At 37.3% G+C, this 15,088-nt stretch carries 16 protein-coding genes; 11 read left to right on the top strand and 5 right to left on the bottom strand.

Going from position 1 to position 15,088, the window contains the following annotated elements; all coding sequences use genetic code 11:
* The first annotated feature begins 6 nt into the window (after positions 1–6).
* The 3 genes from nrdF (at position 7) to ABC357_RS09735 (ending at position 2,423) form a co-directional block, all read left to right on the top strand.
* Entirely contained in the window at positions 7–981 is a 975-nt protein-coding gene (nrdF, locus tag ABC357_RS09745) for a class 1b ribonucleoside-diphosphate reductase subunit beta (RefSeq protein ID WP_412887311.1), read from the top strand.
* A 19-nt stretch (positions 982–1,000) separates the two neighbouring features.
* A complete protein-coding gene (locus ABC357_RS09740) occupies positions 1,001–1,435 on the top strand; it encodes a dUTP diphosphatase (protein WP_412887310.1) in 435 nt (144 codons plus the stop codon).
* Positions 1,436–1,790: 355 nt separating this feature from the next.
* Positions 1,791–2,423, top strand: coding sequence for an alpha/beta hydrolase (locus ABC357_RS09735; RefSeq protein ID WP_412887309.1), 633 nt, complete (start codon positions 1,791–1,793; stop codon positions 2,421–2,423).
* 92 nt (positions 2,424–2,515) lie between these two features.
* Here ABC357_RS09735 and ABC357_RS09730 read toward each other — a convergent pair whose 3' ends face one another.
* Positions 2,516–2,806: a hydrolase gene (locus tag ABC357_RS09730; protein ID WP_412887308.1), complete on the bottom strand. Its 291-nt coding sequence runs from the start codon at positions 2,804–2,806 to the stop codon at positions 2,516–2,518.
* A gap of 185 nt (positions 2,807–2,991) precedes the next feature.
* Between ABC357_RS09730 and ABC357_RS09725 the strand changes: the two genes are divergently transcribed.
* On the top strand, positions 2,992–3,537 hold the full coding sequence (locus ABC357_RS09725) for a GNAT family N-acetyltransferase (RefSeq protein ID WP_412887307.1): 546 nt from the start codon (positions 2,992–2,994) through the stop codon (positions 3,535–3,537).
* Between the two features lie 49 nt (positions 3,538–3,586).
* Here ABC357_RS09725 and ABC357_RS09720 read toward each other — a convergent pair whose 3' ends face one another.
* Positions 3,587–4,960, bottom strand: coding sequence for an amino acid permease (locus tag ABC357_RS09720; RefSeq protein WP_412887306.1), 1,374 nt, complete (start codon positions 4,958–4,960; stop codon positions 3,587–3,589).
* 309 nt (positions 4,961–5,269) lie between these two features.
* Between ABC357_RS09720 and ABC357_RS09715 the strand changes: the two genes are divergently transcribed.
* Both ABC357_RS09715 and rpoD read left to right on the top strand, forming a co-directional pair.
* Complete coding sequence (locus ABC357_RS09715) at positions 5,270–5,893, top strand: TetR/AcrR family transcriptional regulator (protein ID WP_412887305.1); 624 nt, start codon at positions 5,270–5,272, stop codon at positions 5,891–5,893.
* 96 nt (positions 5,894–5,989) lie between these two features.
* The gene (rpoD, locus tag ABC357_RS09710) at positions 5,990–7,084 is read left to right on the top strand and encodes an RNA polymerase sigma factor RpoD (protein ID WP_412887304.1); all 1,095 of its coding nucleotides are present in this window, start codon (positions 5,990–5,992) and stop codon (positions 7,082–7,084) included.
* A gap of 87 nt (positions 7,085–7,171) precedes the next feature.
* On the opposite strand, the gene ABC357_RS09705 is transcribed toward rpoD, so the two are convergent.
* Entirely contained in the window at positions 7,172–7,594 is a 423-nt protein-coding gene (locus ABC357_RS09705; RefSeq protein WP_412887303.1) for a hypothetical protein, read from the bottom strand.
* Positions 7,595–7,990: 396 nt separating this feature from the next.
* Positions 7,991–9,136, bottom strand: coding sequence for a GGDEF domain-containing protein (locus ABC357_RS09700; protein WP_412887302.1), 1,146 nt, complete (start codon positions 9,134–9,136; stop codon positions 7,991–7,993).
* Positions 9,137–9,551: 415 nt separating this feature from the next.
* On the opposite strand from ABC357_RS09700, the gene ABC357_RS09695 reads away from it, so the two are divergent.
* The 5 genes from ABC357_RS09695 to ABC357_RS09675 all read left to right on the top strand — a co-directional run bounded on the left by ABC357_RS09695 (position 9,552) and on the right by ABC357_RS09675 (position 13,587).
* The gene (locus ABC357_RS09695) at positions 9,552–9,971 is read left to right on the top strand and encodes a MarR family winged helix-turn-helix transcriptional regulator (protein WP_412887301.1); all 420 of its coding nucleotides are present in this window, start codon (positions 9,552–9,554) and stop codon (positions 9,969–9,971) included.
* A gap of 145 nt (positions 9,972–10,116) precedes the next feature.
* A complete protein-coding gene (locus tag ABC357_RS09690; protein ID WP_412887300.1) occupies positions 10,117–11,481 on the top strand; it encodes an MATE family efflux transporter in 1,365 nt (454 codons plus the stop codon).
* 339 nt (positions 11,482–11,820) lie between these two features.
* Entirely contained in the window at positions 11,821–12,282 is a 462-nt protein-coding gene (locus ABC357_RS09685; protein ID WP_412887299.1) for a YhfM domain-containing protein, read from the top strand.
* 343 nt (positions 12,283–12,625) lie between these two features.
* A complete protein-coding gene (locus tag ABC357_RS09680; protein WP_412887298.1) occupies positions 12,626–13,192 on the top strand; it encodes a DUF4256 domain-containing protein in 567 nt (188 codons plus the stop codon).
* Positions 13,193–13,404: 212 nt separating this feature from the next.
* Entirely contained in the window at positions 13,405–13,587 is a 183-nt protein-coding gene (locus ABC357_RS09675; protein ID WP_412887297.1) for a YfhD family protein, read from the top strand.
* 348 nt (positions 13,588–13,935) lie between these two features.
* Here the strand turns inward: ABC357_RS09675 and bla are convergent, their stop codons facing one another.
* Positions 13,936–14,640, bottom strand: a complete 705-nt coding sequence (bla, locus tag ABC357_RS09670; RefSeq protein WP_412888630.1) for a subclass B1 metallo-beta-lactamase — start codon at positions 14,638–14,640, stop codon at positions 13,936–13,938.
* Positions 14,641–15,088: the final 448 nt, after the last annotated feature.

Raw genomic sequence — 15,088 nt, 5'->3', positions numbered from 1 at the left:
AGTAGCATGACAAAAGTATTTGATGCAGCAGATTGGTCTAAACAAGAAGATAACTTTACGCAATTATTTTATAACCAGAACACAAAGCAGTTCTGGCTCCCTGAGGAAATCAGCCTGAACGGTGATTTACTGACATGGAAATATTTAAGCGATGCGGAAAAAGATACGTATAAAAAAGTCCTTGGCGGTTTGACTTTACTGGATACGGAGCAAGGGAACACCGGCATGCCTAAAATTGCCGAGCAAATACAAGGGCACCAACGGAAAGCGGTGCTGAATTTTATGGCTATGATGGAAAATGCGGTCCATGCCAAATCGTACTCCAATATTTTCCTGACGCTTGCTTCGACAGAAGAAATCAATGATATCTTTAAATGGGTGAAGGAGAATAAATTCCTTCAGACGAAAGCATCTATTATCGTGGGCATTTACGAGGACATCAAGACAGGTGAACCATTGACACTATATAAAGCGATGGTGGCATCGGTCTTTTTGGAAAGCTTCCTGTTCTATAGCGGATTTTATTATCCTCTTTATTTCTACGGCCAAGGGAAATTGATGCAAAGCGGTGAAATCATCAATCTGATCATCCGTGATGAAGCAATCCATGGCGTATACATTGGTTTGTTGGCACAGGAAATCTACAATGAACAAGATGAAGAAACAAAAGAGGGACTTCGCGATTTTGCTTATACACTTCTTCTTGAATTGTATGAAAATGAAATGGACTATACAGAAGATCTCTATGACCAAGTGGATCTTGCTTCTGACGTAAAAAAATTCGTCCGTTATAATGCCAATAAAGCAATGCAGAATCTCGGCTTCGCCCCTTACTTTGAAGAAGAAGAAGTCAATCCAGTGGTATTGAACGGTTTGGATACGAAAACCAAATCGCATGATTTCTTTTCAATGAAAGGGAATGGATACAAAAAAGCGCTTGTTGAACATCTGAAGGATGAGGACTTCTATTTCAACGATTAATAAGTGAGGAGTTAACACCGTGACAAAACAGATAAAAGTAAAATATTTCAATCCTAATTTGGAGAAGATCAATAAGATTGCCATAGGAGATTGGATCGATCTTCGAGCGGCTGAAACGGTTTCCATGAACCAATTTGATTTCAAACTGATCCCTCTTGGTGTCGGAATGAAGCTCCCAGAAGGCTACGAAGCAAATGTGGTGCCGCGATCAAGCACCTACAAGAACTTTGGCATTCTCCAAACGAATTCATTCGGTGTTGTGGATGAATCATATTGCGGCAATGATGACCAATGGTTTTTCGCAGCCCTTGCCCTGCGTGATACCGTTATCCAAGAAGGCGATCGAATCTGCCAATTCCGCATCAATAAAAAGATGGAAAGTGTGGAAATATTGGAAGTGGAGCAGTTGGAGGAACAATCCCGCGGCGGCTTCGGCAGCACAGGGAAACAATAAGGCTTCTGGAAAGAAAACCACCAGTACAGTTTGCCAGAAAAGTGGTTAATGATGAAAAAAAGTGGGATTAGCCACTGAATATAGCAATATAAAAGGAGTCCGTAATCTAGATGTTTTAGATTGCAGACTCCTTTTTCGTTACACTTCAGACTTTTTCAATGCCCTCGTAATGTTCTGGTGGTTTACTTTATGGAAAGTGCAACTACTAAGCTATTGGTCATTGAAGGGGAAAGCAAGAATCAAACATGTGCAGAACAAGGGTGATTTCCGGAAATCCCAAAATAGGAAAGGGTTTTTGCCATGGATGTAGAATAACATGTAAATAATCTAAATATGTCGAAGAGAGAAGTGAAGAATGTTGAATATTCAAACGAATTACATCCAAGGGTATAAAGAAAGGGAAATCCCTTTTACAATGATACGTAAAAGGAAAGAGTCCAAGAATTTGGCGGTTCTTCTCCCTGGTGCAGGATATACCGTAAAGGCGCCTCTCCTCCATTACACAACGAGCTTGTTCCTCAATCACTCATTTGATGTGCTGCAAGTGAATTATACATACAACGATTACAGTATGGAAGAAATCAAGGAAGCAATCAAATATGATGTGAATGCTGTCCTTGATTGTATATTGGCGGACCATTCATATGATGATTCTTATATCATTGCAAAATCATTAGGAACCATAGCAATGAATTCTGTTTTAGAAAGAGCGGATATGAAAAACACTAAGGCTATTTGGATGACACCGTTAATCCAAAGAGAGGATGTTTTGGGAGAAATGGTGAAAAGCGAGCATATGGGTTTATGTTTCATTGGCGACAAGGACCCCGTATTCAACGAGGTACGATATGCTAAGGTCGTTAAAAACACTTATATTAGGTCACAATTAATTCCGAATGTAAACCATGGTTTGGAATATGAAGAGGATACAATAGGTTCAATTGATGTATTGAGAAGTATCATGAGCGATTTGGAAGATTTTTTATAAACAGACATAAAAAAGGGAGGAACAGACAAAAATAGCACAGTCCATTAAACTACTGTGCTACTTTTGTCTGCTATTGAATGTTTATATGAAGATCAATCAGCTTCAATGCGGATTGCTTCAATTTTTTGGCAATCAACAATCAGAGTAGAACCTGGTTCTGTTGTTGGGTCATTGAAATAAGCACAACAATTCTTCTGGTTTAGTGTGATGAAAATGACATCTTCCAGCACGTTTCCGCTGGATAAGAATACATCAACCTCTGTCTGTGTCCGCAATTTTCTTAACGTATTGCAAATGCAGCCTTTACAGTTTGAGTGATCCTTTTCTTGATGGTTATGGCCACCGCAAGGCGCGCTGGAATTTCCTTTGTTATTTTGGTACATAAAAACCCCTCCATAATGAATGTTTCTTTCATCGTTAGTATATGAATGAAGGAAATGATAGGATTGAACGATAATACTATTTTATTAATAGATTTCTTTAAAATAGGCAGATAACTGTGCTTTTTTTGTTCCTACTAGTTTGGCGAAAAATAGACTTATTAAATAAATAGGAAAAGGGAGTAAAGATGATTATTCAAAAACAAGAATATTGTGTAAAGGGCCTTGCCTTTATCATCCGGTCAGCTGAAGTGGTGGATGCAAAGGAATTGTCTGCTGTTAGGCTCCAGATTGATGGGGAGACAGAAAATCTGGATAGGGAAAAGGGAGAGGCATACATAGATGAGCATGGGTTTAAGGCAATCATCAAAAGAGATTCCGAAAATAGCAAACATCTCTTACTTGTAGCTGAAAGCGAGGGGCGAATAGTCGGATTCGCCAGATGTGAAGGAAGCGAATTACGTCGATTTTCCCATAAATGCGAGTTTGGAGTTTGCGTAGTAAAGGAATTCTGGGGATATGGCATCGGAAAGCAGCTGCTTCAGGAAGCGATTAAATGGGCAGATGGCAACGATATAAAAAAGATGGTCCTTTTTGTGACCGAGTCCAATGAGAAAGCTGTACGTATGTATAAGAAAGCAGGTTTTATGGTAGAAGGAATATTGAAAAAGGACAAATTGCTTGCCGATGGGAGTTACCATAATACAATCGCTATGGGAAGAATAATAGAGTAATGCACAAGAAAACCTCCCCCGTAATCGAATGAGGGGGAGGTTTGGTATGTTATTTGCTTGAACGTGTTTTAGACTTCATAAACAAATAGGCGATGATAAGAATCAGAAACCAAACTGGAGTAACGAATAAGGCTATTCTAGTATCATCCGCAAATCCTAATAGAACAATGACGAAAACAAAGAAGATCAGAACCAGCCAGTTCGAAAAAGGAGCAAGCGGCATTCTGAAAGGATTATTCCGTGCGTTCTCCGGCATTGTTTTCCGGTAGCGAAGATGGGAGACAATAATGACACCCCATACCCAAATGAAACAGATTGTCGCAATGCTAGTGACAAGTGTGAAAACTTCGTCCGGCAACAAGTAGTTAAGAAGTACACCAATGAGCAAGACGAATGAGGAGAATAAAAGCGCCGGTGCCGGAATGTTGCGGCTGCTTAAATTGCCTAAACGCTTAGGGGCCTTGTGGTCGTTGGCTAAAGTGAAAAGCATTCTGCCTGTACTGAAAATACCGCTGTTACAGGAGGATGCGGCAGAGGTTAATACGACGAAGTTAATAATGCCGGCTGCAGCCGGTATTCCAATCAATGAGAAAACCCTTACAAAAGGACTTTCTGCAGGATCGATTCCGCTCCAAGGATAGATGGACATGATGATTAATAATGCACCGATGTAAAAAAGAAGGATCCGTATTGGAATGCTATTAATCGCTTTTGGGATAGACTTTTGGGGATCCATTGTTTCACCGGCGGTTACTCCGACTAGTTCAATTCCGACAAATGAAAACACAGCCATCTGAAAAGCGAGTAAAAAACCTGTTGCTCCGTTTGGAAAGAAGCCTCCGTAGCTCCAAAGATTTGAAAAGGTGGCTGTCGTTTCATTGCTTGAATAGCCCATAAAAATGAGAATCAGGCCAATTATGATCAAGGCAACGATGGCAACGATTTTAATTAGAGCAAACCAAAATTCTATTTCACCAAATGCTTTGACAGCCGTCATATTGATAATCAGCAATATAAGGACACAGGCAAGTGCCGGAATCCATTGGGGCACGCTTGGTATCCAAAATTTCACATATACGCCGACAGCGGTTATTTCCGCAATCCCGGTCGCTATCCAGCAAAACCAATATGTCCAGCCGGTTATAAAACCTGCCCATGGCCCGATGAACTCTTCTGCAAATTCGATAAATGAACCAGTAGAAGATTTATAGATCAATAATTCTCCCATGGCCCTCATGACAAAAAAGAGGAACATGCCAATGATTAAATATACCAGCATAATGGAAGGACCAGCTAAATGAATAGATTTTCCGGCACCGAGAAATAATCCTGTCCCTATCGCTCCGCCTATGGCAATTAATTGGATGTGCCTGTTCTTTAAACCCCTTTCTAACTGTTTCTCTTCAGTTAACTGTGTTGACATGCTTAACACCCTCTTTGTAGAAATATAAACGGTTGGTTGGATCTTTCAGGGCAAAAAGCTGCCCGTGAAGGAAACCAGTGACTAGTTGTATAAATATTCTGAATGAATATTATTTTACAATTTTCGATATATAAATACAAGTCTAGTAAAAATGAGAAGGATTTCATCACCTGCAGGGAGAATAAATGAAAATGAGGTTAATTGATGATATATACCAGTATATATGGAACAATCCATGTAATTATTTGAAAGTGTTCACTTTTTGGGGTATACTGCGAGTATACTTTGTAGAATCGGGGTATATATACGATGAGGGATAATATTTTTGCGTTGCATCAGAAAAATATTGCGGATGAGGCAGAATCATTATTTATAGAAAAGGGATTCAATGCAACTTCTGTCACTGATATTTGCCAAAAATCAGGTTACAGCAGGAGAACGATCTATAAGTATTTCGCCAATAAGGAAGAAATCCTGAATTATCTCGTAATCAAAGGGTTGGAAGAGCATATGACCAATATTGAAGAGGCTCTCCATACACAGCAAACATTCATCAGCAGGTATGAACAAATCTGCGAATGTCTGCTCTCTTATTATGAAAATCACCAAATTTCAGCCCAAACGGTAGAACAATTTCAACATACCGGGAAAACACCGTTAACGGATTCTTCGGAACGGATTTTTTCTTTAGGTAAAAAAATCAATGAACTATTGGCACAATGGGTAAAGGGTGGAATAGAGGAAGGCGTATTGGACCGTTCAACAGACATCATGCCGGCCGTCTATATTTTTTCCTCGAATGTAAATGCTTTGTTTAAGCTTATTTCTACAAAAGGGCCGCATTTATTTGATTCACTTCATATGACAAAGGAGCAGTTCTTATCCTATGGGTACCATATGAATTTAAGAAGCTTAGTTCATGGCCCCATATAAATGAGGAAAATACAAAATGCTATGAAAGTTAATCTTTCTAACCATAAGATAACTTTTACCATTCACAACATAAATGGTTTGAAAGGGAGGTTTAATATGTCTGATCATCTATCATTACATGTGCCGAACGGGAGTACCGACATGGATTCGACACTGAACCATGCTGTTTCGGAGTTAATCGAAAAAGGGAAAAAAGAAAAGAGCCTGACTTATGATGAGTTGAATGATAAATTATCATCGTTTGAGCTTGAGCCCGATGTCTTTGATCAAATTGTAAGCCTGATCAACAATGAAGGCATTGAATTTAAAGAGGCTAAGGAAGAAAAGGAAGAGGAAGAACCTATCCATTTGGGCAATATTACCGTCAATACGAATGACTTGGTACGAATGTATTACAAAGAAATAGGGAATGTAGAGCTTCTTTCTGGTGAAAAAGAGATTGAACTTGCCCAGCGAATTGAGCAGGGGGACGAAGAGGCCAAACAGCAATTGGTAGAGGCCAACCTGCGTCTTGTAGTCAGTATTGCCAAGCGTTATGCCGGGCGTGGGATGACTATTCTTGATTTAATCCAAGAAGGGAATATGGGCCTAATTAAAGCTGCTGAAAAATTTGATTACCGCAAGGGATTCAAATTTAGCACGTATGCAACATGGTGGATTCGCCAGGCCATTACACGCTCAATTGCCGATCAAGCAAGAACCATCCGGGTTCCTGTGCATATGGTGGAAACCATCAATAAACTGATACGGATCCAGCGCCAGTTACACCAGGATCTTGGGAGGGAGCCAACACCTGAAGAGATAGGTGAAGAAATGGATCTATCGGCTGAAAAAGTGCGTGAAGCCCTTAAAGTAGCGCAAGAGCCTGTTTCTTTAGAGACACCGATTGGAGAAGAAGACGATTCCCATTTGGGCGATTTCATTGAAGATACCGATGCTACTTCTCCAGCAGAACACGCAGCTTATGAAATGCTGAAGGAGCAATTGGAAAATGTCCTCGATACATTGACTGACCGAGAGGAAAATGTGCTCCGGCTCCGCTTTGGATTGGATGACGGTAGAACACGCACGCTTGAAGAAGTCGGGCAGGTATTTGGTGTCACCAGAGAGCGGATTAGGCAAATAGAAGCCAAAGCGCTACGGAAATTGCGACATCCAAGCAGAAGTAAGGCATTGAAAGATTTTTTATGATGTCTTAATCTGATTAGGTGAAATGCTGATTTACAAATAGAGTTAAAGAAATCCTGTTAGGCATATGCCTAACAGGATTTCTTTCCTTTACATGCGTTTCATTTTTTCTTTGTTTAGCCTATATAAGGTAAAAGGCTGTTCAAGTTTATTACAGTTTATCTCATACTTGATGAATTGTTGATCTTCCTTTTTATATAAGTATGAACAACTGTAGTTTTCTCTGTTTTTGTAGTCGTCATCTTTCCAAAAAGAAAGTGAAAGCTTAGAATTCGTTGATTCAACTTCTGCATATAGTTGTGTTTCAGGCCCTTGGCTTAAAAAAGTGATACCTGCGGTTTTATTAAGCGCTGCATCCGCTATAAATGACTCTATATCTTTCAAATCTTGCTCATTATACGTTGAATCCTTTACCCGGGGATATCCTTTATCTGTGACTTTTTCATTATGATCGCAAGCATTAAGCAATAAAAGATAAGATACCATGATCGTAAGGCTTATGAACGTCTTCATGGAGCCCTCCTCCTTTTTTAGAATCAGATGCACATAAAGGGTTTTGTAATGGCTAATCAATCATTAGAGTATCTCTTTCTATGTTTAAAGATAGGATCCTGCTGATGTCTAAAAAATACATAACTATCGAAACGAACATGGCTGATTTCCTGCATAATCTCTCTTAAACTAGAAACCTAGTTGCCACATACACAACAATCATTTCTTTTGTTGAGTCAAATCTTCATGGCCGGACCAACATGAAAAAACGGGTTTAAATCAACTAATTCACACTGGATAACATGGATAGGAAGAAATGGCATATGACCACGTATTTAGTTTAAGGTCCATAGGGAAGATCTTTCTGTCAGCCATTTAAAAAATGATAAGGATTGGTATTGGCAGCCTAGTTTATTCTCAAGCTTTCATTCTTTTTATTTCATACATTTTATCGTCAGCTTCATTAATTAATTGTGTAATAGTTGTAAATTTTTCCTGGCTTTTAATTGCTTTTCCTATACTTAATGAAATAGTAAAGGGTAGATGATTTAATTCATTCTTTTTTTTAATCTCTGTTTTGATCGAACAAATTTTATGATCAACATCCATTATTTGATTACAATTTCCAATTATTAAATATTCATCACCGCCAAATCGAATAATATTATCATTTTTTCCGCAGACCTTTTTTAATACGTGAGCCACTTCCTTTAAAGCTTGATCTCCAGATAAGTGGCCATACGTGTCATTGATGTATTTAAACTTATCGAGATCAATCATTAAACCAAATACATATGTGCTTTTTGAATGGAATTTTATGAATTCCCTGTTATTTTCAAAGAAACAACGATTATATAAACCTGTTAAATTATCAGTATATACTTGTTTATTTTGAAAATGGATGAATATAAAGAACACAGAAATTAGTAATCCCACCCATATTAAAGAAATTCCGTAAAACAACATTTGAATGATGGATCCGATTAAAGGGGGAATTGGAAATAAGAAAAAATAAAGATACAAGTCTTTGGATAGTGTATTGAATTTAAATTGCAGCCTTTTCATAATGATAAAAAACATAATTATAAAATATATAAACGACAATAAGGGCGTGAACATTAATAATTCACCACGGTGATAAATATTTTGTTCATCGATATAAAAAAGCCAATGGGTTTCGAATGAGATAGCAATCAATAAAGTATGAATGATAACCGGTATTAAATACAGAAGCACTTTTTTAAAACCGCCTATTTGGTGGGCCAGTTTATATTTTCCATAAAGAAGCCAGAAAAAACCTGTTAACGGATGAACCAAAAAATAGATGGAGGTAGACAGATAATGCAAGATCATTGCATATTTAAATGTTTTGCCATCTAAGTACCACATCCCGGAATCGAATATAAAAGCAGTCATTATGGTTGCTATTAAAAGTTTAAATAATGTTTGATCAAGCGATTTGTAAGGAACTCCTGGAAGAGTGATATTTTTAAATATTATAAAAAGCAAAAGGATAGATAACATATTAATCTCTAAATATAAAAAGGTTTTCATAAAATCCATTTCTCAAAGCCTCCTTTCAATAATTATATCAAAATAATTTATAATACTATTTTTATTTTAAAAAATATCTGTATTGACATCTTCCTGACGTAATAAAGAAATATAAATCCTAACTAACAAAAGGAATCCAAAATAAATATAGATCCTTTGAGCAGGATCGGTTAAACATATACATTTGTGAAAATAAACCAGCAAAAGCTTGTTAAGCATAATAAATAGGAGAGATGAGGGCTTTGTGCAACTCTGAGAGCAAAATAAATAAACCTCGGTTGGACAGGGGAATGTAAAACACAATCACTTTTGCATGTTCTTTTATTTCATCAAGAGAACTACTCTTTTGTGTTGACATTACGCAAAAATGAAGATATATTGAAATCGAACAGTTAGACTTCTACTTTTTTGGAGGTGAACAATAATGTCTGATACACCGTACTCAAACTTGATCAGGTCCATTACTCATAATTTAGGGATTCAAGCATGGAATCGAACAAAAGAACTGGAAGTAAATCCTCAACAAGGTAGAATGATTATGTATATTGCTGAACATCAAGAAAAAGGGTTAATTCAAAAGGACTTAGCCAAAGCATTTAAACGAAAAGGTGCGAGTATTACAAGTATGCTTCAAGGCCTTGAGAAGAATGGATATATTGAGAGAAAAATTCAAGCTGATAATGAACGCCAAAAACAAATATTCGTATTACAAAAGGGAAAAGAATTGGTGGATCAAATAGATGATATTTTTTCAGCCATGGAAGATCAATTGATTGCTTCTTTAACAGAAGAAGAAAAAGCAGAGTTTTTACGGCTATTGAAAAAAATTGATTCCAATCTGTAAGTGACTACGGCCAATCAGGTCGTATACACTTTTAGTTAGAATGCTAATTGTTAGTGTTCTTAATATAAGGTTGCTACCTTTTTTATTCTGTAGAAAATAGTAGCATGCCTGCTATATAAGAATGGAAACCGAGAGGATGGGAAACATGGAAAAGTTTGAAGGGGATCAATCCAATATTTATTATCTAAAGGAAGCGCCGATACGGAAAGCGTTAGCAAATCTAAGCATTCCGATGATGATTGGGATTTCGGCAGGTACCGTATACAACTTAATTAACGCATTTTTTATCGGATTAGTCCATGATACGACGATGCTAAGTGCGATTACATTAGGTTTACCTATATTTACTGTATTAATGGCAATTGGAAATGTGTTTGGTGTTGGGGCGGGTACATTTGTTACTCGTTTGTTAGGGGAAGGGAATCTCCATAAAGGGAAATCCGTAGCAGGCTATGCTTTTTATATGAGTATCATTTGCGGCCTTATTATTTCTGCAATCGCCTTATTAATTGTAAATCCAATTGTTCATCTGTTAGGGGCTGATGCCGCAACCCTACTTTATACGAAACAGTATACAATGACTCTTTTTGCGGGTGGCTTTGCGATTATTTTGAATTTTACGTTAGAACAAGTTGTACGTTCTGAAGGCGCAGCAAAAGAATCAATGTATGGAATGTTTATTAGTGTGATCTTCAGCATTATTTTCGATGTGTTATTCATTTTAATTCTAAACCTTCATGTAATAGGTGCAGCTCTTTCGATGATTTTAGCGAATGCAGCAGCAAGTATTTATTATATTTGGTTCTTAGAACGAAAAAGTGAAACACTAAGAGGTTTTTTAAAGCATTGGAGAATCTCCGTTGTTGAGCAATTAGAAATCTATAAAGTCGGTGTTCCAGAATTATTTAACATGTTCTTTATGATTGTCACAACGTTATTATTGAACAATTATTCCATGCAATATGGAGAGCAAGTCGTCGCAAGTTTTGGGATTGCTGTAAGGGTTGCACAGCTCCCTGAATTTATTACGATGGGATTATTTATCGGGGCTATTCCTTTAATTGCTTACAATTTTGGCGGAAAGAATAAACCACGTTTATATGCAACATTAAAAGAATTAACGTTATGGATTGGCGGAATCTCAATTGTGTTTGCAGGGATTGCTTATCTGTTTAGAATTCCTGTATTAGAAATATTCACAAGTGACTCAGCCGTGCTAAGCATTGGGGCATTAATCTTAACCGCTCAACTTATTTCATCTGTTTTCAATGGATTTACGGGCTTATTCACTAGTATCTTCCAAGCATCCGGGGAAGGGTTCGCAACTGGGATCATGTCGGTTACACAAGGTTTCTTATTTATTCCGGTTGTAATAGTACTGCATCATTTGTATGACCTGAATGGAGTCATTTGGTCTTTGACTATTACGGAAGGAATTACGTTCGTTATGGGTGCTATTCTTATGCTTCCTTACTTGCGAAAGCTTAAAAAAATGCCAAATCCCGCTTAAACAGATTCTTTAATGGGTCTGTTTTTTTTTTGCGTATATATTATTGAAGAAGTGTTTTTTTTATCAACATAATGACTAATATTCATTTATAGTAAATAAAGGAAAAAAGTCTGCGTTCAGTGAGTCTTTTAGTAGAAGGGGTCTAGAAATTCAGATGAATAACGTTGCGGGCGGCTTATATGAAGAAAAATAAAACCATATAAATTAAGAATAAAGAAAGGTTATTTTCGCATAGATAGTTGATGTTGATTATTCTGTTTTCTTTGCTACATTAGAAACTACATGAAGCCATTTCTCGTCTAATAAGAATAATAGTAATGAGATTAGGAGGTAATCGTTTTGAAAAAAATCACATGTGTGGCTTTATCTTTAGTTTTTATGGTTTTGTTTCTATTTGGTTGTCAATCGAAAGAGAATAGTTCTTCCGAGACAAATGTAAATTCACCATCTATACCGGAAAACAATAAACACCTTTCAATAGACAATCATTTTACAAGCGTAATCATTTCAAAACCAAAAGGATTCAATACAATTACTTTTGATGATCAAAAATCACTTAAAGCCTTTCAGGATATGTTCTCTAGTGCAGTAAAAGAGGATGGCATAGTTGATATGGCTGGCCCTGAATTCTATATGGATGTTGTTTACGATAAAGTCAGCCAGCAAAGTTTATTCTTATGGATAGGCGAAAAGGGGAAAAGAAGCACGTTTATGAAAACAGAAGATACAAATACGATCTATACTGTTTCAGGTGACATGACAGATAGATTGCTTGAATTAGTCAAATCCCGTTTTAATTAAGACTTCGAGTGAACGTACGAAAGAAGGTCTCTCGATACCCTGTAGTTACTTAAAAGGTTCATCTAGAAACATATCTTGTAATCTTCATATTTGTCTTTCCACATACGTGAACGCCTCCTAATTGAAGCGTTTGTTATGAAATTTCACTTCAAGCAATGTTCAATATAAGGAAAACCTTTTATCTTCAATAGGAATAATGAAAGAAGGAAGTGTGAATCATATGATCGAATAATAATATGTACTATAGTATAAGCAATGCTATCCAAAATAATAAAAAATGGGGTTGTTTTATTCTCATTAAACGATAGTGAGATAAGATAGAAACAACAAGGGGGAAACCTATATGCCAGAGAAACAACGCGAGCTGCCATTAGAACAGCGAGCTGAACTAATGAAAACGGTGAAAGCTCGTTTTGAAAAAAACATGAATCGCCATGAGGGTCTTGAATGGGCAGATGTCCAAGCTAAGCTAGAAGCTAATGGAGATAAAATGTGGTCACTTAATGAAATGGAGAAATCAGGCGGTGAACCGGATGTGATTGCTATTGATGAAAAAACAGGAGAGTACATTTTTTATGATTGTTCTGCGGAAAGCCCTAAAGGCAGAAGAAGTGTTTGTTATGACCGTGAAGCACTAGAGTCAAGGAAAAAACACAAACCAGATAATAATGCTATTGATATGGCAACTGAAATGGGTGCCGAACTATTGACAGAAGCCCAATATCGGGAACTGCAAAAATTAGGGAATTTTGATATGAAAACATCGAGCTGGGTGCAAACACCTGCTGGTATTAGAAAAATGGGGGGAGCTATTTTTTGCGATCGCCGCTACGACACGGTCTTTATGTATCACAATGGAGCTGATTCTTATTACGCAGCAAGAGGATTCCGCAGTTCGTTAAAGGTTTAGAAATGAATGACAGGCTTGTCTACTAATGGAAGCAGCCTTGAAATCCAGGACTACCATTAAGGTAGTCTTTTCTTTATATATTTATTGAGTATGCTGCAAGGGGATGCTTCAGTGGAAACACATTGCCCGATAATACGTAGCGAAATGAATGAAGGCCAAGACAATTGCACATTCTATTTGAGTACACTACATTTCGATTGGAGGTTTTTTTGATGTTCAATAACCAAAATAATGAAGATAATGATCAAATTATGAATACGGCAGGGGCTTTTCAATCAGATGGCCTAGATGTTGAATTCTCACAAGAACTGGCTGACCAGGATGATATAGTTGCTCAAAAACGTTCAAAAGAAGCAGATCACAGAGCAAAAGCAAAAAAGAAAAATAACGAGTAGAAACAAAGCACAGTATGCCCCAGCAGTATCATACTGTGCTTTTTAGGCGTTATTATCAGAGCAAATGCACTGCTGCATAATAGGATTTTGTTTTTTCTTATACTCATTTTCAATAAGAGTCTTTTAAGCAGGGGACACCCAATGAATATAATTCTACCCTGCATAGATTCTCAATTTAAAAGATGTGCAGCTATATGTGCCAAAAAAAAGAAAGAACCATCATTTTAAGCTGATGCTAATAAAATGATGGTTCTTTTCATGCAGAGGATTTATAGGTGATTTTACAATTCAACCTCATTACTAGAATAATTATCTATACAGGTGACTTTAGCGATGGCACTAAGGTGGTTATTGCAATAAATCAATCGTATGGTCCAGTAATTGTTCGTTCCCTGGGTTTCCGTGTCCAGGGATAACTTGTTCGATTTGATTATATTTTTTCATAACCTTTTGAACAGATTTAGGCCACTCGTTTACGAACGAACCTGGTGTCTGAACAATTTCGGCTGTTTCTAAAGACTTGATTAAACATCCTCCGAACAGAATATGCTCCTGTGGCAGCCAGACAACGATATTATCCTCAGTATGCCCTTTCCCCGGATAAAAAGTTTGGATTTTGAGGTGTCCAAATTTCAGATTGGCCACTTTTTTTAGATCTCCTAGCGGTCTTTCAAATCCTCGCTGTTGTGCAAAATCTGCAGTCAGTTCAGTGCTGTGTACGTTAACGCCCTTATTGTAAAGCGTTTTGATTCCCCCAATCCGGTCATCATGGGAATGTGTCACAATGGCATCAGTCACTTTTTTATGAGGAAACTGTTTTTTGACCAAAGTAAATAACTGTTCTGTAAGATCATCATCCCATGGTGTATCGATCATGACGAGTCCTTGAGATGTAGCAAGGATTAAACCATTTGCCGGTATTTTTTCTCCATCCACTATCCCGATGCTTGTATGCATCCAGACATTCGGACTGATTTTTGTCAAGCTTACGCCTTTTTCATCGTCAAGTATGCTTTGGCCATCGCTGGTCGATGCTGCCAGTACGTTTGGCATTCCGGTTAGGAACAGACATAACAACAGTATCACAAGATTCAATCCGTATTTATCTATTCTCCATTGTTTCAACATGCTCATTCCTTTCTTGTTAAATAGGTGAGTAATGGCTAAACATGCCATATAGTGCTTATAACATATTTGTGGATTAATTTCATAGAAATTCCATTTATTTAAGGGATTCTTAATGAAAATGTCAAAAAGAGATGGTTAAATTTGGTAATTTAATGAATTGGCGGGGCTTTGGAAAGTCAGTATGTTTCATCGGAATATGTTCATCTATAGCTATAGATATCCAAATGAATCTTCACAGTAGACCATTCGATATGGTGGAGTATACATGGATCGGCATTCGTTGTTTGGCGCCATCCTGTTAACAAGACCTTCAATATCGAGTGGAAAAGCCCTTCTCTGCTATTTTTTCAACCGATTTAAAGTGAATCCCTGG

The sequence above is a fragment of the Bacillus kalamii genome, assembly GCF_047238185.1.
In the GTDB taxonomy this organism is placed as follows: Bacteria; Bacillota; Bacilli; order Bacillales; family DSM-1321; genus Bacillus_AD.
Note: the sequence above shows the minus strand (reverse complement) of the source record. Positions and strands in the feature narration are given on the sequence as shown.